The following is a 22,401-nucleotide window of genomic DNA, read 5'->3' as shown; positions in this document are numbered from 1 at the left end:
GTATTTATAAAAGTATGGATGTTAGACACTTTTATCATAAAAACGCGAGTCTCTTGAAAGCTGCAGAGCTTAAGATAACCAATTCCATGCGTTGCGATAAAACGTAAATAATATTCTAGGTATTATTCTAGGTTATATACCTCGAAGGAAGTTTATATACTAACCTTCGAGGTATATAAGTGTTGACTCTAAAGCCTGTCAACATTTATTGTGGTGGAACCGGCGGGAATCGAACCCGCGTCCGCAAATCCTCTACATAAAGTTCTACATACTTAGTCATATCATTTGATTTAACCCATGAAGCACGGACTGACACGTTATTCATGAGCGATTCACTAAGTTTTCGAACTATTTATCGTGACGCAAAATAGTCTTATCTCTTGTATATGACCCTGATGTAACTTGCGTTACCTGACCCAAGAGAGAATCAGTTCAGGGGCAACCGCAATTAAGCGGCTAGTGCGAAACGTTCGTCGTTTGCAGTTATTACATTCCCATTGATTTACGAGATAACGGGTCCTCGGTATGCCCTTCATGCTTCGCAATCCACGTCGAAACCAAGTCGGTCCCATGAAAGCTTTACATTAGATGGTCTACCATTTTAACTTTTATTGGATAAAAAGGATACTAGTAAGGTCTTTTGGCTCATAAACAATAAAATCAGCAGCCCAGGATTCAGGAGGTTGATGGTCCCCACAATAACCATACGCTGCCGCAATGGTCTTCATGCCCGCTGCCTTGCCTGCTTGAACATCCCTTAAATCATCACCAATATAGACCGCGCTGGTGGCATCAACTTGCTTTTGTGACACAGCCAAAAGAATAGGGGCAGGATGAGGCTTGGCAAAAGGGGTTGTATCACCACTCACAATGGCATTCGTTCTTTGATCAAGGCCCAAACTTTTTACTAGTGGAATCGTAAAACGTTGATGCTTATTGGTCACAATACCCCAAGGAACTTGATGTTCATCCAATAAGTTCAAAAGTTCATTCATACTTGGAAAAAGCTCAGTATGTACATGAATTGCTTGCTCATAATTACTGAGGAACTCTTCTTTGAGTGTTTCAAAACGAGGATCTTCCATACCAACACCAAAAGCCGCATGAATCATTCCTCTAGCACCAGAGGACGCCAAATGGCGCATGACTTGCATTGGCAAAGGTTCCATTTGACGATCGATGAGCATTTTATTTGCGGCAGCGGCTAGGTCAGGAGCAGTATCCGCTAAAGTGCCATCTAAATCAAAAAAAACACTTTTAAATTGAGGGCGCATGATTAAAGGGGCTTTTTAACAGCAAACATGTAGTTAACATCCACATTTGGGCCTAAGGAGTACTTATCAAGTATGGGGTTGAAATGTAAGCCCATTATGTCGACAACCTCTAAGCCTGCTTCCCGAATAAATCCGGAAAGCTCAGAAGGTTTAATAAATTTAGCGTACTCATGAGTGCCGCGAGGTAGTAATCTTAATATGTATTCTGCGCCAATAATAGCCATGAGATATGACTTGGGATTTCTGTTCAGTGTGCTAAAGAATAGGGTAGCCCCAGGTTTGGCTAGCTTGGCACATGACTCTACAATAGACCGTGGATCTGGCACATGCTCGAGCATCTCCATGCAGGTTATTACATCATATGTGGCAGGCTCTTTTAAGGCTAAATCTTCGGAGCTGATGAGCTCATAATCCACGGTAACATTAGTTTCAAGGGCATGTAATTTGGCTACTTGAAGGGCTTTTTTTGATAAATCAATGCCTTTAGCTATTGCACCTGATCTTGCTAAAGACTCAGTCAAAATACCACCACCACAACCTATGTCGAGGACTTGTTGATTTTCAATGGTGCAATGCTCTTTAATCCAATTGAGTCGAAGAGGATTAATGGCGTGTAATGGTTTAAATTCACTCGTCTCATCCCACCAACGGCTAGCTAATTCACTAAATTTATCAATTTCAGATTGGTCGATATTTTCTGTTGTCATATTTGGGAAAGAGGTTGATTGCAATACAAGTCATGATTATCCAATAAAAAAAGCCCGGTTGCCCGGGCTTTTTCATCAGCTTAGAAGCTTATTGCTTTTTTGTACCAACAACTTCGATAACTGAGCGGCGGTTTAATGCACGGCCAACTGCAGTTTTGTTGTCGCCAACTGGCTCAGCAAATGCTTTACCTTCAGTGTAAACACGGCTAGCTTCGATACCTTTTTTAGTCAAATAAGCTTTAACAGCTTCAGCACGACGTAAAGATAGTTTCTTGTTGTAATCTAAAGTACCGATGCTGTCTGTGAAACCAACAACAATAATTACTTCGACAGTTACATCTTTGAGCTTTTGTACTAAACCATCTAATTTTTGAATGCCTTCTGGCTTCAATGTTGACTTGTCAAAGTCAAACAAAGCGTCAGCTAATAAAGTTACTTTTGAGCTTGTTGCTACAGGAGCAACAGGAGCTGCTGCTTTGGGAGCTGCTGCTGCTGGCTTGATAGCACCGTCACATTCAGCTGCCGCAGTTGCAGGAGTCCAGTTATTGTCTCTCCAGCATAAAGTTGAATCCGCTCCAGAACGAACGTAGGTAGAACCTACACCAGACGCCCAGTTATCAACTGTAGTTTGTTGTGCTTGCGCAAAACCAAAAGAAGCCATGAATGCAAGAGCTGCTAATAGTGAACGGTTTGATTTAGTCATTTTTTTTCCTCATTAAATCAGTGAATTAAGCTTGTCTCTAGATAGAGTAATATTACTGTAAATAATTATATCAACTTATTTATGTAGTTCAAGTGAAGTTGTCAATAGTGTTGTTATTGGGGTAAAGGTGAAATTACGAAGCCTAGCTTCTCACATGGTAAAATTATTAAATGGAACAAGCCGCTAAAGAAACAATACCCGTATCACTAGAAGATGAAATGCGGCGGTCCTATTTGGACTACGCAATGAGCGTTATCGTAGGACGCGCCCTCCCAGATGCTAGAGATGGATTAAAACCCGTACATCGCAGGGTGCTTTTTGCCATGCATGAGCTCAACAATGACTGGAATAGGGCATATAAGAAGTCTGCCCGTATTGTGGGTGATGTGATTGGTAAGTACCATCCCCATGGTGACACAGCCGTATATGACACGATTGTTCGTATGGCCCAGGACTTCTCCTTGCGCTATATGCTCGTGGATGGTCAAGGAAACTTTGGCTCTGTAGATGGTGATAACGCTGCTGCGATGCGATATACCGAAATTCGTTTGGCAAAGATTGCCCACGAGTTATTGGCGGATATTGAGAAAGAAACTGTCGATTTTGGCCCAAACTACGACGGAAGTGAGCAAGAGCCGTTAATTCTGCCGGCAAAAATCCCAAATTTACTCATTAATGGCTCCTCAGGCATTGCCGTGGGTATGGCAACGAACATTCCTCCTCACAATATTGATGAAGTTATCAGTGCCTGTATCTTTTTGCTTGAAAACCCTGAGTGTGACATCGAGGAGTTGATTAATTTAGTTCCTGCCCCAGATTTTCCGACGGGCGGCACAATTTATGGAATTCAAGGCGTTCGTGAGGGATATAGAACGGGTCGTGGTCGAGTCATTATGCGTGCAAAAACGCATTTTGAAGATATGGAAAAAGGCCAACGTCAGTCGATTATCGTTGATGAGTTGCCATACCAAGTTAATAAAAAGAACCTTCTTGAGCGTATTGCAGAGTTGGTTATTGAGAAAAAAGTTGAGGGAATTTCCGATATTCGCGACGAATCCGATAAATCGGGTATGCGGGTTGTAATTGAGCTTAAGCGCGGTGAAGTGCCTGAGGTTGTTCTCAACAATCTCTATAAAAATACCCAATTACAAGATAACTTTGGTATGAATATGGTGGCTTTGGTTGATAACCAGCCCCGTTTACTCAATTTAAAACAATTATTGGAGTGTTTTTTACGCCACCGTCGTGAAGTCGTGACAAGAAGAACACTATTTGAATTAAAAAAAGCCCGTGATCGTGGTCATGTTTTGGAAGGTTTGGCAGTTGCATTAGCGAATATTGATGAATTTATCGCTTTAATCAAGGCTGCCCCAACCCCCCCAGAAGCAAAAAAAGAGTTGCTTTCAAGAACTTGGGATTCAAGTGTCGTGCGCGAAATGTTAACCCGTTCGGCGATGGAAACACAGGGTGGCACTGCTGCTTATCGTCCAGATCGCTTACCCGCCAATTTAGGTCTTCAACCTGACGGTTTATATCGATTGTCAGAAGATCAAGCTCAAGAAATTCTGCAAATGCGCTTACAGCGCTTAACGGGCCTTGAGCAAGACAAGATTGTGGATGAATATAAAGAAGTCATGGCCGAGATTTCTGACTTACTTGATTTATTAGCTAGACCTGACCGTGTTACGGAAGTAATTCGTTCTGAGCTATTAGATTCGAAAAAAGAATTCGGTCAAGAAGGTTCAGATAATGGTCGTCGCTCCATTATCGAAATGAATGCTACAGAACTCTTTACAGAAGATCTCATTACTCCGCAAGATCTTGTTGTGACCTTATCTAACACGGGTTACATGAAGAGCCAGCCTTTGACGGAATATAAAGCTCAAAAACGTGGTGGTCGAGGAAAGTCCGCAACAACCACAAAAGATGAAGATTGGATATCAACATTATTTGTAGCCAATACGCATGACACGATACTTTGTTTCTCTGATCGAGGGCGTCTGTATTGGTTAAAAGTATGGGAAGTACCTGCCGGAAGTAGAACTTCAAGAGGAAAACCGATTATCAACATGTTCCCTTTACAGCCGAATGAAAAAATCACAACGATTTTGCCAATTAAAGGTTATGTAGAGAATCAATATGTATTCATGGCAACACGCTTTGGTGTCGTTAAAAAATCACGTTTAAGTGATTTCTCAAATCCACGTAAAGGCGGAATTATTGCGGTTGATTTAGATGAAGGCGACATTTTGGTTGGAGCTGCCATTACGCATGGCAATGAAGATGTGATGTTATTTTCTGATGCAGGTAAAGCCGTACGCTTTGATGAAAACGATGTAAGACCAATGGGAAGAACTGCCAGGGGTGTGCGTGGTATGAACTTAGCCCAAGGTCAAGAGGTGATTGCTATGTTGGTTGCGCCGAATGAAGCTGAGGCTGAGATAATGGCTCAAGCTGGCAATTTACCGAGCGTATTAACTGCTACAGAAAATGGTTATGGTAAACGAACTTCTTTGTCTGAATACACACGACATGGTCGTGGTACGAAAGGTATGATTGCCATTCAGACGACCGAAAGAAATGGCAAGTTAGTTGCAGCTTCACTCGTGACTGAGGTTGATCAGATTATGTTGATCACAACAGGCGGTATTTTAGTCAGAACTAGAGTTTCTGAGATTCGAGAAATGGGGCGTTCGACACAAGGTGTCACCCTTATCAATGTAGATTCAGGTACAGTGTTATCTGGATTACAACGAATTGCAGAAAGTGAAGATGACGATATTGACGACGAAGATTCTGCTGGTGACGAAGTACCGACAGTTAGTGAATAATCGCTTGATTCGCTAACACTCGCTGGGTGATATTTATGCCATTTGAACATCGTATTTACAATTTCGCACCAGGTCCTGCAACACTTCCCGAGGAAGTTCTAGAAACTGCAGGTAAAGATATCTTGTTATGGCAGGGCTTGGGTGCTGGGGTGATGGAAGTGAGTCACCGCAGTCCAGCCTTCATGAATTGCTATCACGATGCCTTGCAAAATCTCATTGATTTAATGAAGATACCGGCCAATTACAAAGTTTTGTTTTTGCAGGGTGGGGCGATTGGACAAAATGCAGCGATTCCAATGAATCTCATGAGCCTTGCGAAGTCAGGTCCTCAGGCAGATTTTATTGTTTCCGGTGTTTGGACCCAAAAGTCGGTTGCAGAAGCTAGTAAATACGGCACAGCAAGAGTTGCTGCAACAAGCAAAGATCAGCATTTTCATTGTGTCCCTGCAAGATCTTCTTGGGACTTATCACCTGACTCAGCCTATGTACATATTTGTGATAACGAAACTGTTGGTGGCGTTGAGTTTTTACAAACACCTGATGTTGGCAACATTCCCTTAGTAGCTGATATTTCTAGCAACATACTTTCACGAGAGATTGACGTGAGTCGGTATGGTGTTTTGTTTGCCGGCGCGCAGAAAAATATTGGACCAGCTGGCGTCACGATTGTGATTGTGCGAGAAGACCTGATTGGTCATGCCATGCCAATTACCCCAACGATATGGGATTGGCAAATACAAGCCAATAATGATTCCATGATTAATACGCCGACAACATTTGCGATTTATATGGCTGGAGAAGTATTTAAATGGTTAAAAAAATCTGGTGGAGTAGCCCAGATGGAAAAACTCAATCAGCAAAAATCGCAGCTTTTATATGAAGTCCTAGATCAGAGTTCCTTATATGAGGGACGTGTTCATAAAGATTCAAGATCAAGGATGAATGTTACCTTTTATTTGCGTGATGAATCCTTATTTGATACTTTCTTAAAGCAGGCGAGTGATGCCGGAATGACTGGTTTAAAAGGTCATAAGAGTGTTGGAGGCATGCGCGCAAGTATCTATAATGCGATGCCACTCGAAGGAGTGCAGTGCTTAGCGCAGTTTATGCGTGAATTCGAGAGGAGGGCATAATGTCTGATGAGGCTAAACGTCTAGAGCCATTACGTCAGAAAATTGATGAAGTGGATCGCGCTCTATTGGATTTACTCACTCAGCGCGCCCAACTCGCCTTAGATGTAGGACATGTAAAACAGGAATTTGGGTCAGTTGTTTATCGACCAGAACGTGAGCAACAAGTTTTAGATAAAGTAGCCACGAATAACCCAGGACCTCTCAAGAACGTGGGTGTACAAGCCATTTGGCGAGAGATTATGTCAGCCTGTCGCGCCATTGAAGGCGATATGAAAATTGCTTATTTGGGACCTGCGGGAACTTTTTCTGAAGCGGCTACCTTACAATTTTTTGGGCACTCTGTTGAGTTGCAACCATTGGCAACCTTAGATCAAGTATTTCGCTCTGTAGAGACAGGTCAGAGTCAGTATGGTGTAGTACCCATTGAAAATTCCTCAGAGGGCGCCATCTCGAGAACTTTAGATTTATTACTAGAATCTTCACTCTTAATTACTGGCGAGATATCGATTCCGATTACGCACACCTTGATGAGTCATTCAGGAAATTTAGATGGTGTAACACATGTCCTTGCGCATCCACAGGCCTTGGCACAATGCCAACACTGGCTGACGCAAAACGCCCCCAGATTGCATCGTGAAGCAATCAGTAGTAATGCTCAGGCAGCTTTGGATGCATCGAAGAATCCCCAATTTGCAGCAATTGCTAGCGCTGCCGCAGCCAATACTTATGGTTTAAAAATCATACAAGAAGGCATTCAGGATGATGCGCATAATCGCACACGATTTGTGGTGATTGGACATCACATGGCGAGTAAAACAAATAGCGATCAAACATCCCTGATTCTGTCAGTAAAAAATGAGGCAGGTGCGGTATATAAACTACTTGAGCCATTTGCAAAGCATGGCGTATCCATGACACGCTTTGAGTCTAGACCTGCCAGAAAAGGTACGTGGGAATATCATTTTTATATTGATATAGAAGGTCATCAAGAAGATGCGAACGTGTCTGCCGCGTTACAGACATTGAAAAATATTACCGCTTTTTATAAATGTTTAGGATCCTATCCAAGAAGTCGTCATCAATGAATACAAAGAAAACAAGTCAATTTGGACTAGAACAAGTCAAGAATATTGCGCCCTACATTGGTGGAAGACCCATTAGTGAAGTAGCGCGTCAATTTGGTTTAGTAGAAGACCAAATTGTGAAATTGGCCTCGAATGAAAACCCCCTAGGTATTCCAGAATCCGCAAAGGCAGCCATGATGGCGGTCATGCATGACTTGGGACGATATCCTGACTCTAATGGTTTTGAGCTCAAACAAGTCCTAGCAAAAAAGAATCAAGTGCCTGACAATTGGATTACGCTTGGTAATGGCAGTAATGATATTTTGGAACTTGCAACACGTTCAGTTGCGCAAATGGGCAGTGAAATTATCTTCTCCAAGCATGCCTTTGCTGTATATCCACTAGCAACGCAAGCAGTGGGTGCAAAAGCGATTGTGATTGATCCGACGCCTGAAGATTTAGGTCATGATTTAACTGCCATGCTCGCGGCCATTTCAGAAAATACCAAACTTATTTTTGTTGCGAACCCGAATAATCCAACAGGTAGTTTTATCCCAGGTCAGAGAATTGAACAATTTCTCAGTCAAGTACCGGGTCATATTGTGGTCGTCTTAGATGAGGCTTATAACGAATACCTTAAACCAGAACAACAATATGATGCCATTGCTATGGCACGTAAGTATCCTAATTTAATTGTTTCTCGAAGTTTTTCTAAAGCCTATGGGTTAGCTGGTTTGCGTTTAGGGTACGCGGTTTCTCAAGAAGAGTTAACCGATTTAATGAACCGGATTCGTCAACCATTTAATGTTAATTCTTTAGCGCAAGCAGCAGCGATTGCTGCCTTTCAGGATACGGAGTTTTTAGAGAGAGGTGCTAAGTTAAATCAAGCGGGTTATCAGCAATTAACGCAAGCCTTTGATCAAATGCAGTTACATTATTTGCCATCCGCAGGTAATTTTATTCTTGTTCAAGTTGGCGATGATGATCGTGCTGGAACAAGGGTCAATCTAGAGTTACTCAAACAAGGCGTGATTGTTCGCCCGGTAGATAATTATGGATTACCAAAATTTTTACGCGTATCCATCGGGTTGCCTCAAGAGAATGCGGCATTCTTAGTAGCTCTTAAAAAAGCTCTTCAGCAATAAATTACTGAGAAACTAGCTCGTGAGTTCTCCATCAACTACTTCTATCTTTCCGACAGTCGGCATTATTGGAGTAGGGCTGATTGGTGGGTCATTAGGACTTGCTCTAAAAAAAGCAGGATTGACCAACAAAGTACTTGGCGTTGGTAGAACCCTAGCGAATCTTGAGGTTGCCAAACAGCTTGGTCAGATTGATGCAATCGTTGATTTGTCGACACTCGCAAAAGAGTGTGATTTGATAATCGTGTGTGTACCCGTTGCACAGACCAAAGAAGTCTTAACAGCGATTCATCCCCATCTAAATAAAGATAAACTCGTCATTGATGTGGGAAGTACGAAAATGGATGTCGTTGCTTGCGCTAAAGAAGTTTTAGGTGAGAGTGTTGCCCAGTTTATTCCTTGTCATCCGATTGCTGGAGGTGCACAGCATGGCGCGGTAGCAGCGAAAGTTGATTTATTTGTTAATAAACAAATCATGATATGTCCGCTTCTTGAGAATCAAGTTGCCGATGTGCAGCGTATCCAAGAATGTTGGCAGGCAATAGGTGCTCAGGTATACAAAATGTCAGCCCTTGAGCATGATCACATCTTTGCGGCTGTTTCGCATTTACCGCATGTGCTTTCTTATGCACTGATGTTGCAGATTGCCAATGCAGAGGATGCACAAAATAAATTTGTACATGCAGGTGCAGGATTTAGAGACTTCACACGCATTGCGGGGTCGAGTCCAGAGATGTGGACAGATATTTCATTAGCGAACAAAGATGCGATTCTCAAAGAGTTAGAGTCTTATCTCTTGATTCTCGAGAGAATGAAAACAGCCATGCAAAATAATGATGCGCAAGCATTGCAAAAAATGTTTCAAATTGCGAGTGACTCGCGCAATGAGTGGCAGGGCTAAGATGTCTTCCAAAGCATTACTGATTTCTCCCACAGCATTTGCTAAAGGTGAGATTCAATTACCGGGATCAAAGAGTATTTCCAATCGCGTTTTATTGCTGAGTGCTCTGGCAAAAGGAACGACCACATTGCAAGGTTTACTCGATGCAGATGACACGCGAGTCATGCGAGACGCACTATCCAAGTTAGGTGTGCCGATGAAGACCTATTTCAAAAATGATGAAGAGTTGATTGAAATCACAGGACAGGACGGTAAGTTTCCTGAGGTTAGCGCTGAATTATTCATGGGTAATGCTGGGACAGCTATACGGCCATTAACTGCTGCATTGGCAATATTGGGTGGAGAGTACCATTTGCATGGCGTGCCTCGCATGCATGAGAGGCCGATTGCCGATTTGATTGAAGGCTTGTTAGGTATTGGTGCCAAGATTGATTATCTCGGCACTAAAGGTTATCCCCCTATACAAATACATGCAGGACAAATACAAAGTGATCAAGTAGTTCAAGTTCGAGGTGATGTCTCAAGTCAGTATCTCACCGCATTACTCATGGCTCTACCATTGCTGCGATCACCTAAGCCCATCAGAATAGAAGTGATTGGTGAGTTGATTTCTAAACCTTATATTGAAATTACCACCAATTTGATGAGTAAATATGGCGTGCATGTTCATAACGATGCATGGCAAGTATTCACCATACCAGCCCATATAGATATTGCGCAAGGGCCGTACATTGCTCCAGGAGAATTTAAAGTAGAAGGCGACGCATCATCTGCATCATATTTTTTAGCCTTAGGGGCATTAGGTCAAGGACCAGTGACTGTGAAAGGTGCAGGTCGAGACAGTATTCAAGGTGACGTGGCATTTGCGCATGCTTTATCGATGATGGGGGCGAATGTGACCCAAGGATCTGATTGGATTGAAGTTCGAGGAATCGGAACAGAGGATGGGTGTTTACATGGTATTGATTTAGACTGTACCGCAATCCCGGATGCTGCGATGACATTAGCAGTATTAGGCATGTTTGCTAAAGGTAAGACCCGCTTAACCGGCATTGCTAGTTGGCGCGTTAAAGAAACCGATCGCATCGCTGCGATGGTCTGTGAATTAAGTAAATTTGGTGCAATAGTTGAATCCGGCCAGGATTTTATTGCAGTTCAAGCGCCACAAGTATGGTTAACACCAAAGGATGGTGTTGATACCTATGATGATCATCGCATGGCGATGTGTTTTTCATTAGCCTCGTTTGGCCCCAATGCTTTTTTTATTAATGATCCTGATTGCGTCTCTAAAACCTTCCCTAAATATTTTGAAGTTTGGAGCCAATTAGTGCAAACAATCAATCTAGCCACATGATTCCAGTGATTGCCATTGATGGGCCGACAGCATCAGGTAAAGGAACCGTGGCCCAACTCGTAGCCGAGCGCTTAAGTTTTCATTACTTAGATAGCGGTGCTTTATATCGACTCGTAGGACTTGCTAGCCAACAAGCTGGTATTGAGTTTAATGAGCCCCACCGATTATGGGAACTCTGCTTAAAAATGGACATTAAGTTTCGTGATGGGCGTATTTTCTTAGATCAAGAGGATGTTTCTGAGGAGATTCGAACAGAGGAGATGGGTAAAAGAGCATCCAGTGCCGGGGCAGTTCCTGAGGTAAGAGAAGCCTTGATTCAAGTGCAAAAAAGCTTTTTAAAGCCTCCAGGACTCGTTGCTGATGGTCGAGATATGGGTTCAGTGATCTTTCCACAGGCCCAATTAAAGGTATTTTTGACCGCAGATGCCCAAATTCGTGCACAAAGAAGATATAAACAATTGATTGCCAAAGGAATTTCTGCTAATATAGATATTCTCACCAAAGATTTGGAGGAGCGTGATCTTCGAGATACTCAACGAGAAACTGCTCCACTAATACAAAGTGAAGATGCTTTTTTATTAGACACAAGCGATCAGACCATCGAAGAAGCAGTTAATCGAATCCTTGCTTGGTATCAACAAGTTTAGTAAATCAGTTTGTAGTAAATCAGTTGTTGTTGTGGCCCCATCTTGAATCCTAGCGCGCCGATTCGGTTCTTAAAAGCGTTACAAGACGGGATAATTAACCTAACCCGTTGGCTTAGCCAACAGATAAAGTAAACATGTCTGAATCCTTTGCAGCTCTATTTGAAGAATCATTAGCCCGTTCCAATATGAAATCTGGGCAGGTCATTTCCGCAGAAGTGATGCGTATTGATCATAATTTTGTTGTTGTGAATGCTGGACTTAAGTCCGAAGCGTTTATTCCCGTTGAAGAATTCCATAATGACCAGGGTGAAATTGATGTTCAACCTGGTGATTTCGTATCAGTTGCAATTGATGCGTTAGAGAATGGTTATGGCGACACGATTTTATCTCGTGATAAAGCGAAACGCTTAGCATCATGGATGAATCTTGAGAAAGCCCTTGAACAGGGTGAAATCGTTACTGGTGCTGTTACTGGTAAGGTTAAAGGTGGTTTGACTGTGATGGTCAACGGTATCCGTGCATTCTTACCTGGTTCATTACTTGATACACGTCCAATTAAAGACACGTCACCATTTGAAGGTAAGACGATGGACTTTAAGGTTATCAAACTCGACCGTAAGAGAAACAACGTTGTTTTATCTCGCCGTGCTGTTGTAGAAGCAAGTCAAGGTGAAGAGCGTCAAAAACTCATGGACAACCTTAAAGAAGGAACGATTGTTCAAGGTACGATTAAAAATATTACTGACTACGGCGCATTCGTTGATCTAGGTGGTATTGATGGTTTGTTACACATTACCGACTTAGCATGGCGTCGTGTGCGTCATCCAAGCGAAGTATTGACAGTTGGTCAAGAAGTAACAGCAAAGATCTTGCGTTACGACCAAGATAAGAATCGCGTATCACTCGGTATTAAGCAGTTAGGTGACGATCCATGGGTTGGTATTGCAAGAAGATATCCGCCAAATACCCGTTTATTCGGTAAAGTGACGAACTTGACTGACTACGGTGCATTCGTTGAAATCGAGTCTGGCATTGAAGGTTTAGTTCACGTTTCTGAAATGGATTGGACAAACAAGAACATTGCTCCAGGCAAAGCCGTTCAATTAGGTTTAGATGTTGAAGTCATGGTTTTGGATATTGACGAAGACAAGCGTCGTATCAGTCTTGGTATGAAGCAATGTAAAACAAATCCATGGGATGAGTTTGCGCGTAATCATAACAAAGGCGATAAGATCTCTGGTGCTATTAAATCCATCACTGACTTTGGCGTATTTATCGGTTTAGACGGTGGTATCGATGGTTTAGTCCATTTATCTGATATTTCATGGAATGAAGCTGGTGAAGAAGCTGTGAAGAAATTCAAGAAAGGTGACGAGATTGACACAGTAGTACTCGCTATTGATGTTGAAAAAGAAAGAATTTCTTTAGGTATTAAGCAACTCTCAGGCGATCCATTTAATAACTACACTGCTGAATTTGATAAAGGTGCATTAGTTTCAGGTACTGTGAAAACGGTTGATGCTAAAGGTGCTGTTGTTGAATTAGTTCCTGAAGTTGAAGCTTATTTACGTGCTTCTGAAATCTCAACAGATCGTGTAGAAGATGCACGTTTAGCCCTCAAAGAAGGCGATACTGTATCTGCGATGATCATCAACGTTGATCGTAAATCAAGAAGCATTAATCTTTCGATTAAAGCGAAAGACAATGCTGATCAACAAGAAGTGATGTCTAAGATGCAAAATGAAGCAAGTTCTGGAACAACGAATCTTGGCGCTTTATTAAAGGCTAAGTTAGATAACCAGGGTTAATTAGTAATATACCGCTACGCTTGCGTAGCGGTTTTTTATTTAAGGATGTTGAATGATGATGACACAAGAAACTTTAACAGCTCCAGACAAAATCATAGATACTTCGATTACTCGCTCTGAGTTAGTTGAGTTATTGTCAGAACAATTTCCACAATTATTACCAAAAGATGTTGAATTAGCAGTAAAGACATTATTAGATACGATGACGCAAGCGTTAGCACAAGGTAAGCGAATTGAGTTACGTGGAGTTGGTAGTTTTGTATTACATCATCGTCCTGCACGAGTTGGCAGAAATCCTAAGTCTGGTGAGCAGGTCATGATCCCAGAGAAAAAAGTTCCTCACTTCAAGCCAGGAAAAGAACTTCGCGAGCGTGTTGACTACAAAGCTACAGCTGATGTAACGAACATTGGCTAAACAATGATTGCGCTTCTCCAAGTGGCATGGCGAATCTGTTTGCTTGTTAGCCGAATTGTATTATTTCTCCTTTTGTTTTTGATTGCCATCACAAATACAGCAGTGATAGATTTTCATTGGTTCTTAGATCAATCCATACAAGTGCCGCTGAATATCCTATTACTTGGTGCATTCTTATGTGGTTTGATATTAGCCGTAGTAGCTCTGCGACTCACGAAAACAAAGCGGAGTTATTGATATGCAAGTCCAAATGTATTGGTTGTTACTTATTCCGATTCTTTTTGGAATGGGCTGGTTAGCTGCACGTTGGGAGATGCGTCTTCAAGAGTATGAAGACGATGTCGAGCAAGCTAAAAAAGAGCGATCTACATTTAAAGGTATTAATTTACTTCTCAATGAGCAGCATGATAAAGCCATCGATGCTCTAGTCGAAGTGGCGCAATTAGATCCAGAAACAACCGAGCTTCATTTTGCTTTAGGTAGTTTATTTAGAAGGCGTGGAGAAACTGAGCGCGCCATCCGAGTGCATCAACATCTCACTAGTCGACAAGATATACGGCCGCGAGATCGGGCTCATGCATCTTATGAGTTAGGTCGAGACTTTTTGCGTGCTGGAATGCTAGACCGTGCAGAAGCTAGTTTGAATATGGTAACAGAAGGTAAATACATCTTACCCGCTAAAGTATCACTTTTAGAAATGTATCAAATTGAAAAGGACTGGCAAAAAGCCATTATTGCCGCCACTGAGTTAGAGCTTCTAGAAGAGAAAAGTTATAAAGAGCAGATCGCGCATTTTTATTGTGAAATTGCTCAAGAAGCGATGCGCTCTAAAGATTTACTCGCAACTAAAGAGGCGATTGATCATGCCTTGCAAGCAGTGCCTCATCATATCAGAGCAACTATTCTCAAAGGTGAGTTAGCGATTGTTGAGCAAAAACCCTTGGATGCAATTGCTACGTGGGGATATATTGAAAAACATGCGCCGATCTTTTTACATTTGATTGCAGATAAGTGGATTAAAGCCTATGCGCAAATGAATAAAGAAGAAGAGGGATTAACTGTTTTAACCCAGCATTTAAAAGAGCAGGGCACGGGTGAATTATTAGATTTAGTATTTAAAAATGTTTTACGTTTACATGGCCCAGAAAAAGCCTTGGAGTTGATCAATCAAGTGATGTTGGACTCAGCAAGTTTGACTGCGATGACCAAACGCTTTGAAACCGAGCATCTTTTAGCTCAAAGCAAAGACGATGCTCTGTTGATTGCGCAAACAAAAGCATCCTTAGATTTACTGAAGCATCGCACGAATAGTTTGGCTAGATATACCTGTAGTAATTGTGGTTTTCGGGCTAGGCGTTTTTATTGGCAGTGTCCAGGCTGTAATCACTGGGATGTATACTCACCTAAAAGAAGTGAAGGCTTGGCAACTTAAGTTAAACCAAGTTTCATGATAAAAAAACTGTTTTAGAGGAAAAGAAACTGTGAAAGTTACCATTATCGGCAGTGGATATGTGGGTTTGGTTACAGGCGCATGCCTTGCCGAGCTGGGTAATCAAGTATTTTGTTTAGATGTTGATCAAAAGAAAATTGATATTTTAAATAGTGGTGGCGTACCCATTTATGAGCCAGGTTTAAAAGAAATGATTACCCGCAATAAAGAAGCTGGGCGAATTATTTTTTCAACAGACATTGCTGCTTCCGTAGAGCATGGTGAGATTCAGTTTATAGCGGTGGGAACGCCTCCAGATGAGGATGGTTCTGCAGACTTAAAGTACGTGTTGGCAGCGGCTAAAAACATTGCCAAGCATATGACAAGTTTTAAAGTCATTATTGATAAATCGACCGTACCAGTTGGCACAGCAGAAAAAGTATCACACGTCATTCAGGCCGAGTTACAAACGCGTGGCGCCAGTGAAGTGCATTTTTCGGTTATTTCCAATCCGGAATTTTTAAAAGAAGGTGCCGCGGTTGAAGACTTCATGCGCCCAGATCGCATTGTGGTTGGTTCGGATGATAACGAGTATGGTCGTTATGCTAAAGATAAAATTCGTAAATTGTATTCACCCTTTAATCGACACCACGAACGCACGTTTTACATGGATGTAAAAAGTGCTGAATTAACTAAATATGCAGCCAATGCGATGTTAGCAACGCGCATTTCATTTATGAATGAGTTAGCGAATTTAGCTGATCAAGTAGGTGCTGATATTGAAGCCGTAAGGCAAGGCATTGGATCTGATTCCAGAATTGGTTATGGTTTTCTTTACGCAGGCACAGGTTATGGTGGCTCATGTTTTCCGAAAGATGTTCAGGCCTTAAGTAAAACAGCCCAAGAATATCAATTACATCTAAAAATATTAGAAGCCGTAGAAGAGGTGAATGACGCTCAAAAACGCGTGTTAGTTGATAAGATTTTGGGTTACTATGGTGAAGATCTTACAGGACTTACATTTGCTTTATGGGGCTTGGCATTTAAACCGAATACAGATGATATGCGCGAGGCTCCAAGTCGGGTAATTATTCAAGAGTTAGTCAAACGAGGGGCCAAAATTAGAGCCCATGATCCCGTGGCAACGCAAGAAGCTTGGCATGCCTTAGAGCTTGATTTAGTTAATCAACCTGAGCTCCTTCTTAATATTCAGACAGTGGAAAAGCCAAATGATGCCTTAGAGGGTGCAGATGCTTTAGTGATTGTGACAGAGTGGAAAGCATTTAGAAGTCCAGATTTTGATTTGTTAAAACAAAAACTAAAACAACCTATTATTTTTGATGGCCGTAATTTATTTGAACCTGAAAATTTAACTGAACTTGGCTTTACTTATTACGGCATTGGCCGACACAATTAAAGAGCATCGATGACGGATCGTATATTACAACCTATTCATGTACAAATCACCCTCGATGATGTGAGGAACTTTCAGAACACAGCACTATTAGTTGTTGGTGATGTGATGCTTGATCGTTATTGGTTTGGTGACACAGAGAGAATATCACCCGAGGCACCAGTGCCTATCGTGGCAATCAAAAAGGTCGAAGAGCGTCTCGGTGGAGCAGCAAACGTTGCTAGAAATGGTGCTTCCTTAGGGGCAAAAATTAAATTATTAGGCCTGATTGGGAATGATGAAGCAGGATTACAAGTGCAGCATAAGTTAGCACAGCAGGGTATTGAAAGCCTATTGCAGATAGATGAGACAGTCCCCACGATCGTGAAGCTTCGGGTTGTAGCTCGTCAACAGCAGTTAATTCGTTTGGACTTTGAAGAAGCTCCGGCTCAGGATTCATTAGCCTCCAAATTTGCCAGTTTTGAAGAAACCTTACCACTTGTTAAAGCAGTGATATTTTCTGATTATGGCAAAGGCGCTCTTAAACATGTCGCACGCATGATTGAATTATGTCGACAGGCAGGGAAGTTAACTTTAGTTGACCCTAAGGGCGATGATTACAGCAAATACTCGGGTGCAACAGTGATTACCCCCAATCGTAGTGAATTAAGGCAAGTCATTGGTAGATGGAGTAGCGAAGCTGATTTGACATTAAAAGCGCAAAATTTACGAGAAAGTTTAGGATTAGAGGCAATTTTGTTAACACGGTCAGAAGAAGGTATGACCCTGTTCCGTGCCGACCAAGTCAGTCACGTTGGGGCTCAAGCGCGTGAAGTTTTTGATGTGTCAGGAGCGGGCGATACTGTGATTAGTACCTTAGCAGTTGCCTTGGCAGCAGGTTGGGACTGGAATCTTGCAATGGCATTAGCGAATCGTGCAGGCGGCATTGTTGTGGGTAAACTTGGAACTGCAACAGTCTCCTGGGAGGAATTGCGATGAAATTGATAGTTACTGGAGCTGCAGGGTTTATTGGCGCAAATCTTGTGCACGCATTAAACCAGCGCGGTGAAAAAGATATTGTGGCAGTAGATGATTTAAAAGACTCGAAGAAGTACCGCAACTTAGCAGACTGTGAGATTTCTGATTACTTTGATAAATCAGAGTTTTTACAAGTACTGAAAAGTAAATCTTTAGGCCGTATTGCTGCCATCTTTCATGAAGGAGCTTGCTCAGACACTATGGAGTCTGACGGGCATTACATGATGGCGAATAATTATCGTTATACCCTCGACCTACTCGACATCTGTGCAGAGCAGGGTATACCGTTAATTTATGCCTCATCTGCAGCCACATATGGTGGCGCCGCAAGTTTTATTGAAAAAAGGGAGTGTGAAAAACCGCTCAATATCTACGGTTACTCCAAATTTTTACTCGATCAAATCGTTCGTCAGCGCTTAGCTGCTAGCGCCTTAAAAACGCAAGTAGTAGGTCTAAGGTACTTTAATGTATATGGTCCACGAGAGTCTCATAAAGGACGAATGGCTTCAGTTGCATTTCATCATTTTCATCAATATAAAGATAATGCAAGTGTTAAGTTGTTTGGTGGTTATGACGGCTATACTGCTGGTGAGCAAAAAAGAGACTTTGTGTATATAGAAGACGTTGTTAAAGTTAACCTATTCTTCTTTGAGAATCCCCAAATCAGCGGTATTTTTAATTTAGGTACAGGACGCGCACAGCCTTTTAATGATGTGGCGCTATCGGTTATTAATCGCCTAGATCAAATTCAGTTAGCCAATGATTTTCAAGAGCAGTCTTTGATTGAGTTGGTGCAGAAGAATAAGCTTTTGTATATTGATTTTCCAGAGGACTTAAAAGGTAAGTATCAATCGTTTACTCAAGCGAGTTTAGATCATTTGAGAAGTGTCGGATATTCAGAGACCTTCCATACGGTTGAAGAAGGTGTCAGAAAATATGTAACATGGTTATCAGATAACGCTGATTTCTTGGCTGAGAAGCTATAGACCAGTTTTTCCGTCAACGATTCCAACAGTCTCTCGTTATCCTTGAACGTGCAATATGGATTGCGCGTAATTTTCAAGGAGAAATGATGAAAAAATTGCATCAAACTTTAAATGTACGCTCATTACATCGTGGCCTATTGGCCTTGGCTTTAGGATCAATGATGGCATTTGGTGTGCCGAGTTATGCTGTCAATGTGAATTCTGCATCAGCGGAGATCTTACAAAATGTGAAGGGTATTGGGCCAACGCGTGCTAAAGCAATCGTTGAGGAGCGAGAAAAGAATGGACCATTTGTGAATTCTGAAGATTTAAATATTCGCGTGAAAGGTATCGGGCAAAAAACGGTTGAAAAAATGACGGAGTCTGGTTTAACTTTTGATGGGGTAGAGCCTTTAACTAAGTCGAAAAGTGCAAAAATAAAATAGTATCTTGAATTAATTCGTTCCTATTCAACTCTTCATTGAGTTTCTTACAAGGGCAGAAGCTTGAGGTTAAAATAAACTTCACTTCTGCCCAATTATTTAATATGAATACAGCCAACGTTTTTTATCCCACAATTGCAGATACAGTTGGTAATACACCACTGATTCGTTTGCAACGCATTCCTGGTGAAGGTAATCAGGTGCGTAATAACATTATTTTAGGTAAGTTAGAAGGGAATAATCCTGCCGGATCCGTTAAAGATCGTCCAGCCTTATCGATGTTTCGGCATGCTGAGCAACGTGGTGAAATTACGCCAGGGGACACCTTAATTGAAGCAACTAGTGGCAACACAGGTATTGCACTAGCGATGGTAGCAGCAATCTTAGGCTATAAGATGATTTTAATCATGCCTGAGAATCAAAGTATTGAACGTCGTCAAAGTATGACTGCATATGGCGCAGAATTAATTCTTACCCCAGCTACTGGCGGGATGGAGTACGCAAGGGACTATGCCAACCAACTTCAAAAAGAAGGTCGTGGAATCGTTTTAGACCAGTTTGCCAATAAAGATAATCCGTTGGCTCATTACGAGGGAACTGGTCCAGAAATTTGGCGTGATACCCATGGGCAGATTACCCATTTTGTTTCCTCGATGGGAACCACAGGCACTATAACTGGAACCTCCAAGTTTTTAAAAGAGCAAAATCCCCACATTCAGATCATTGGTGTGCAACCAATGGAAGGCTCACAAATCCCAGGAATCAGAAAATGGGCTCCAGAGTATTTACCGAAAATTTACGAAGCGAGCCGCGTAGACTCTTTAGAGTATGTGACTCAAGCAGAGGCAGAAGAGATGTGTCGCAAAATGGCTCGAGAAGAGGGTATATTTTGTGGCGCCTCAGCAGCTGGTGCATTAGTAGTTGCTCTGCGGATTGCGGAGCGTATTGAAAATGCGACGATTGTTTTTATCGTTTGTGATCGTGGCGACCGTTATTTGTCGACTGGAATTTTTCCGGCTTAGATATTTTGGTTGACGCGAAGCCATTGTTGATGACGGCTTGGCCAAATTCTGTGACGGACATGGCGTAGAAAAAACTACGGTTGTATTGCGTGATGACCTCAAAGTTGTTTAAACCAACCAGATAGTCGATCGAGTTCTCACCATTTTTTGAGATGCTTGGAAGATCGACGATGAGTGCGGGACTCATTTCATGCATCGGCGTAGGCCATTTCGTAATCACTTTTTTGTTTTTTAAATCACCTAAATTGTATTTAGGGTTTGGATCACCATCGGCAAGTTCTTTGACTATGGCACTGGTTTGCATCTCGGCAGAGATTGGCAGATAAATGGGTTCTCCCGTTTTCCAGCCATGGTCGTTCAAAAAATTCGCAATACTTTGCATTGCATCTTTTGGACTTTTTCTCAGATCGATGACACCATCACCATCGCCATCTTTTGCAAATTTACGAATACTGGTAGGCATGAACTGTGGCATTCCCATTGCACCTGCAAAAGAACCCTCTTGAGTTAGGCAAGCTTTTAGCTTGAGCATTTCAGGTGCTGATCGCTCGGTAGTAGAAAAGCAATTGAGAACATGGTCATAGAGTTGCTCTTTAAACATTGCCTTACGACTTGCTTGATTGGTGCTTGGGGGGTAATCAAAGGCAAAGGTGGCTAATACGTCACGGACAGGAAAAGAGCCCATGTTTCTGCCGTAGACAGTTTCAACACCTAAGATGCCTACAACGATTGAACCAGGGACCCCGGTTTCCTTTTCGAGTTGATCTAAAAATAGATGATGTTCTTGCAGGAATTTTTTACCGGCATCAAGACGAATTTGATTCATGACATTGGCTCGATACGCTGCCCAATTTTTTCGTGGAGGTGTAGTACCTGATGGCGCCATATACTGTCGAGCCGTGGTCTGCCATTTCATATCGCGAAATGCATCTCGTAAAGTTTCCACAGAGAGGTTTTCGCGCATTGCTATCTCAATGAGAAAGAAGTCTAGTGCTTGTTCTTTTGAAAGAGAAATAGGTGCAGAGTTAGAAGATACAGAATCTTGATTTTGTGCATTGCTCAAGGCGGATATCAAAAGGCTGAAGATGAATAGCAGTTTAAAAATGATGGTCATTTGTTATCTATTGAAAAAATGCATGATTTCGTGAGGATTAGGTAATAATAAGATTATTACTTATAAATACGAGAATTGTGTTTTATGACAACTGGCTATATTAGTCATCCGGATTTTTTCAAGCATGAAATGGGTAGTTATCATCCAGAGTGCCCGGCACGTTTAAGTGCCATTGAAGATCAGTTGATCTTAAGTCGGATTGATGACTTTTTGATCCGTATTGATGCCCCTCTTGCAACAGAGAGTCAAGTAGGACTCGTGCATGATCAAGGATTGATCGATTATTTAAAACAACACACCCCACAGTCAGGATATGTAGAAATCGATGGTGATACGTCGATCAACCCGCATTCATATCAAGCTGCACTAAGAGCTGCTGGCGCATGTATTGCTGGTGTGGATGCGGTGATGCAGGGAGAGGTCAATAATGTCTTTTGCGCCGTTCGACCTCCTGGTCATCATGCTGAGCCTAGTCACGCTCAAGGTTTTTGTTTCTTTAATAATATTGCTATTGCGGCCAAATATGTCTTAGAGCAATATCATTTAAATAAAGTGGCGATCATTGATTTTGATGTTCATCACGGCAATGGCACAGAGGCTGCATTTACAAATGAACCTCGCGTCTTGATGTGTAGTTTTTTTCAGCATCCACTTTATCCCTACAGTGGGGATAAACCAAGTTCTGCAAATATGGTCAATATCCCAGTACCAGCTTATTCAAAAGGTATGGATATACGAAATATTGTTTCAGATATTTGGTTACCTCGCCTTGAAGAATTTGCACCAGAGTTTATTTTTATCTCGGCAGGCTTTGATGCCCATCGAGAAGATGAGTTAGGGCAATTGAGTTTAGTTGAGTCAGACTATGCTTGGATTACAGAAAAAATTCAGCAAGTAGCGAAAAAGTATTCCAAGGGAAGAATATTAAGTACCCTTGAAGGTGGCTATCATTTATCTGCTCTAGGAAGAAGTGTCGTAGCGCATATTAAAGAGTTAGCAGAAATTTAAATACCTCGAT

The 22,401-nt window shown here is 41.9% G+C and carries 20 protein-coding genes and 1 other RNA gene; 16 read left to right on the top strand and 5 right to left on the bottom strand.

Translation table 11 applies throughout. The annotated features are described in order from the left end of the window. Positions 1-211: 211 nt before the first annotated feature. The 4 genes from ssrA to ompA form a co-directional block, all read right to left on the bottom strand. Positions 212-570, bottom strand: a transfer-messenger RNA (tmRNA) gene (ssrA, locus tag QMN06_RS07705). Between the two features lie 38 nt (positions 571-608). Further along, on the bottom strand, positions 609-1,274 hold the full coding sequence (locus QMN06_RS07700) for an HAD-IA family hydrolase (RefSeq protein WP_281969545.1): 666 nt from the start codon (positions 1,272-1,274) through the stop codon (positions 609-611). A gap of 2 nt (positions 1,275-1,276) precedes the next feature. After that, positions 1,277-1,981, bottom strand: a complete 705-nt coding sequence (gene ubiG, locus QMN06_RS07695; protein ID WP_281971750.1) for a bifunctional 2-polyprenyl-6-hydroxyphenol methylase/3-demethylubiquinol 3-O-methyltransferase UbiG — start codon at positions 1,979-1,981, stop codon at positions 1,277-1,279. Between the two features lie 88 nt (positions 1,982-2,069). Further along, positions 2,070-2,684: an outer membrane protein OmpA gene (gene ompA / locus QMN06_RS07690; protein ID WP_281969544.1), complete on the bottom strand. Its 615-nt coding sequence runs from the start codon at positions 2,682-2,684 to the stop codon at positions 2,070-2,072. 170 nt (positions 2,685-2,854) lie between these two features. Between ompA and gyrA the strand changes: the two genes are divergently transcribed. The 15 genes from gyrA to cysM all read left to right on the top strand — a co-directional run bounded on the left by gyrA (position 2,855) and on the right by cysM (position 20,269). Continuing rightward, positions 2,855-5,515, top strand: coding sequence for a DNA gyrase subunit A (gene gyrA, locus QMN06_RS07685; RefSeq protein WP_281969543.1), 2,661 nt, complete (start codon positions 2,855-2,857; stop codon positions 5,513-5,515). Between the two features lie 35 nt (positions 5,516-5,550). After that, a complete protein-coding gene (gene serC, locus QMN06_RS07680) occupies positions 5,551-6,648 on the top strand; it encodes a 3-phosphoserine/phosphohydroxythreonine transaminase (RefSeq protein ID WP_281969542.1) in 1,098 nt (365 codons plus the stop codon). Then, entirely contained in the window at positions 6,648-7,733 is a 1,086-nt protein-coding gene (gene pheA / locus QMN06_RS07675) for a prephenate dehydratase (protein WP_281969541.1), read from the top strand. Before serC ends, pheA begins: the two co-directional genes overlap by 1 nt. After that, on the top strand, positions 7,730-8,857 hold the full coding sequence (gene hisC / locus QMN06_RS07670; RefSeq protein ID WP_281969540.1) for a histidinol-phosphate transaminase: 1,128 nt from the start codon (positions 7,730-7,732) through the stop codon (positions 8,855-8,857). Before pheA ends, hisC begins: the two co-directional genes overlap by 4 nt. Before the next feature lie 19 nt (positions 8,858-8,876). Next, entirely contained in the window at positions 8,877-9,755 is an 879-nt protein-coding gene (locus tag QMN06_RS07665) for a prephenate dehydrogenase/arogenate dehydrogenase family protein (protein ID WP_281969539.1), read from the top strand. Between the two features lies 1 nt (position 9,756). Then, positions 9,757-11,109 (top strand): 3-phosphoshikimate 1-carboxyvinyltransferase, encoded by a 1,353-nt coding sequence (gene aroA, locus QMN06_RS07660; RefSeq protein ID WP_281969538.1) that lies wholly within the window; start codon positions 9,757-9,759, stop codon positions 11,107-11,109. Beyond that, positions 11,106-11,756: a (d)CMP kinase gene (gene cmk, locus QMN06_RS07655; protein ID WP_281971749.1), complete on the top strand. Its 651-nt coding sequence runs from the start codon at positions 11,106-11,108 to the stop codon at positions 11,754-11,756. The genes aroA and cmk overlap by 4 nt, the downstream gene beginning before the upstream one ends. Positions 11,757-11,890: 134 nt before the next feature. Next, positions 11,891-13,564, top strand: a complete 1,674-nt coding sequence (gene rpsA / locus QMN06_RS07650; protein WP_281969537.1) for a 30S ribosomal protein S1 — start codon at positions 11,891-11,893, stop codon at positions 13,562-13,564. 106 nt (positions 13,565-13,670) lie between these two features. After that, positions 13,671-13,979 carry an integration host factor subunit beta gene (locus tag QMN06_RS07645; RefSeq protein ID WP_281971748.1) on the top strand — a complete coding sequence of 103 codons (309 nt, stop codon included), beginning with the start codon at positions 13,671-13,673 and terminating at the stop codon, positions 13,977-13,979. Between the two features lie 238 nt (positions 13,980-14,217). Then, positions 14,218-15,411, top strand: a complete 1,194-nt coding sequence (lapB, locus tag QMN06_RS07640; RefSeq protein ID WP_281969536.1) for a lipopolysaccharide assembly protein LapB — start codon at positions 14,218-14,220, stop codon at positions 15,409-15,411. A gap of 49 nt (positions 15,412-15,460) precedes the next feature. After that, complete coding sequence (locus QMN06_RS07635) at positions 15,461-16,825, top strand: UDP-glucose/GDP-mannose dehydrogenase family protein (RefSeq protein WP_281969535.1); 1,365 nt, start codon at positions 15,461-15,463, stop codon at positions 16,823-16,825. Positions 16,826-16,834: 9 nt separating this feature from the next. Beyond that, positions 16,835-17,800 carry a D-glycero-beta-D-manno-heptose-7-phosphate kinase gene (rfaE1, locus tag QMN06_RS07630; protein ID WP_281969534.1) on the top strand — a complete coding sequence of 322 codons (966 nt, stop codon included), beginning with the start codon at positions 16,835-16,837 and terminating at the stop codon, positions 17,798-17,800. Continuing rightward, a complete protein-coding gene (gene rfaD, locus QMN06_RS07625; RefSeq protein ID WP_281969533.1) occupies positions 17,797-18,825 on the top strand; it encodes an ADP-glyceromanno-heptose 6-epimerase in 1,029 nt (342 codons plus the stop codon). The genes rfaE1 and rfaD overlap by 4 nt, the downstream gene beginning before the upstream one ends. Before the next feature lie 83 nt (positions 18,826-18,908). Then, entirely contained in the window at positions 18,909-19,250 is a 342-nt protein-coding gene (locus QMN06_RS07620; RefSeq protein WP_281969532.1) for a helix-hairpin-helix domain-containing protein, read from the top strand. A 101-nt stretch (positions 19,251-19,351) separates the two neighbouring features. Beyond that, positions 19,352-20,269: a cysteine synthase CysM gene (gene cysM / locus QMN06_RS07615; RefSeq protein ID WP_281969531.1), complete on the top strand. Its 918-nt coding sequence runs from the start codon at positions 19,352-19,354 to the stop codon at positions 20,267-20,269. On the opposite strand, the gene QMN06_RS07610 is transcribed toward cysM, so the two are convergent. Beyond that, a complete protein-coding gene (locus tag QMN06_RS07610; RefSeq protein WP_281969530.1) occupies positions 20,214-21,332 on the bottom strand; it encodes a lytic murein transglycosylase in 1,119 nt (372 codons plus the stop codon). The two genes, cysM and QMN06_RS07610, sit on opposite strands and share 56 nt — an antisense overlap. Positions 21,333-21,467: 135 nt before the next feature. Between QMN06_RS07610 and QMN06_RS07605 the strand changes: the two genes are divergently transcribed. After that, positions 21,468-22,391, top strand: a complete 924-nt coding sequence (locus tag QMN06_RS07605) for a histone deacetylase family protein (RefSeq protein ID WP_281969529.1) — start codon at positions 21,468-21,470, stop codon at positions 22,389-22,391. Positions 22,392-22,401: the final 10 nt, after the last annotated feature.

Origin of the sequence: Polynucleobacter sp. SHI8 (assembly GCF_027944005.1) — a bacterium.
Lineage (GTDB): Bacteria > Pseudomonadota > Gammaproteobacteria > Burkholderiales > Burkholderiaceae > Polynucleobacter.
Note: the sequence above shows the minus strand (reverse complement) of the source record. Positions and strands in the feature narration are given on the sequence as shown.

Coding starts and splice junctions, on each gene's coding strand:
- QMN06_RS07605 (WP_281969529.1), top strand. CDS start 21,468: ATGACAACTGGCTATATTAGTCATCCGGATTTTTTCAAGCATGAAATG.
- QMN06_RS07620 (WP_281969532.1), top strand. CDS start 18,909: ATGATGAAAAAATTGCATCAAACTTTAAATGTACGCTCATTACATCGT.
- cmk (WP_281971749.1), top strand. CDS start 11,106: ATGATTCCAGTGATTGCCATTGATGGGCCGACAGCATCAGGTAAAGGA.
- cysM (WP_281969531.1), top strand. CDS start 19,352: ATGAATACAGCCAACGTTTTTTATCCCACAATTGCAGATACAGTTGGT.
- gyrA (WP_281969543.1), top strand. CDS start 2,855: ATGGAACAAGCCGCTAAAGAAACAATACCCGTATCACTAGAAGATGAA.
- rfaD (WP_281969533.1), top strand. CDS start 17,797: ATGAAATTGATAGTTACTGGAGCTGCAGGGTTTATTGGCGCAAATCTT.
- aroA (WP_281969538.1), top strand. CDS start 9,757: ATGTCTTCCAAAGCATTACTGATTTCTCCCACAGCATTTGCTAAAGGT.
- pheA (WP_281969541.1), top strand. CDS start 6,648: ATGTCTGATGAGGCTAAACGTCTAGAGCCATTACGTCAGAAAATTGAT.
- hisC (WP_281969540.1), top strand. CDS start 7,730: ATGAATACAAAGAAAACAAGTCAATTTGGACTAGAACAAGTCAAGAAT.
- lapB (WP_281969536.1), top strand. CDS start 14,218: ATGCAAGTCCAAATGTATTGGTTGTTACTTATTCCGATTCTTTTTGGA.
- rfaE1 (WP_281969534.1), top strand. CDS start 16,835: ATGACGGATCGTATATTACAACCTATTCATGTACAAATCACCCTCGAT.
- QMN06_RS07700 (WP_281969545.1), bottom strand. CDS start 1,274: ATGCGCCCTCAATTTAAAAGTGTTTTTTTTGATTTAGATGGCACTTTA.
- serC (WP_281969542.1), top strand. CDS start 5,551: ATGCCATTTGAACATCGTATTTACAATTTCGCACCAGGTCCTGCAACA.
- ompA (WP_281969544.1), bottom strand. CDS start 2,684: ATGACTAAATCAAACCGTTCACTATTAGCAGCTCTTGCATTCATGGCT.
- ubiG (WP_281971750.1), bottom strand. CDS start 1,981: ATGACAACAGAAAATATCGACCAATCTGAAATTGATAAATTTAGTGAA.
- rpsA (WP_281969537.1), top strand. CDS start 11,891: ATGTCTGAATCCTTTGCAGCTCTATTTGAAGAATCATTAGCCCGTTCC.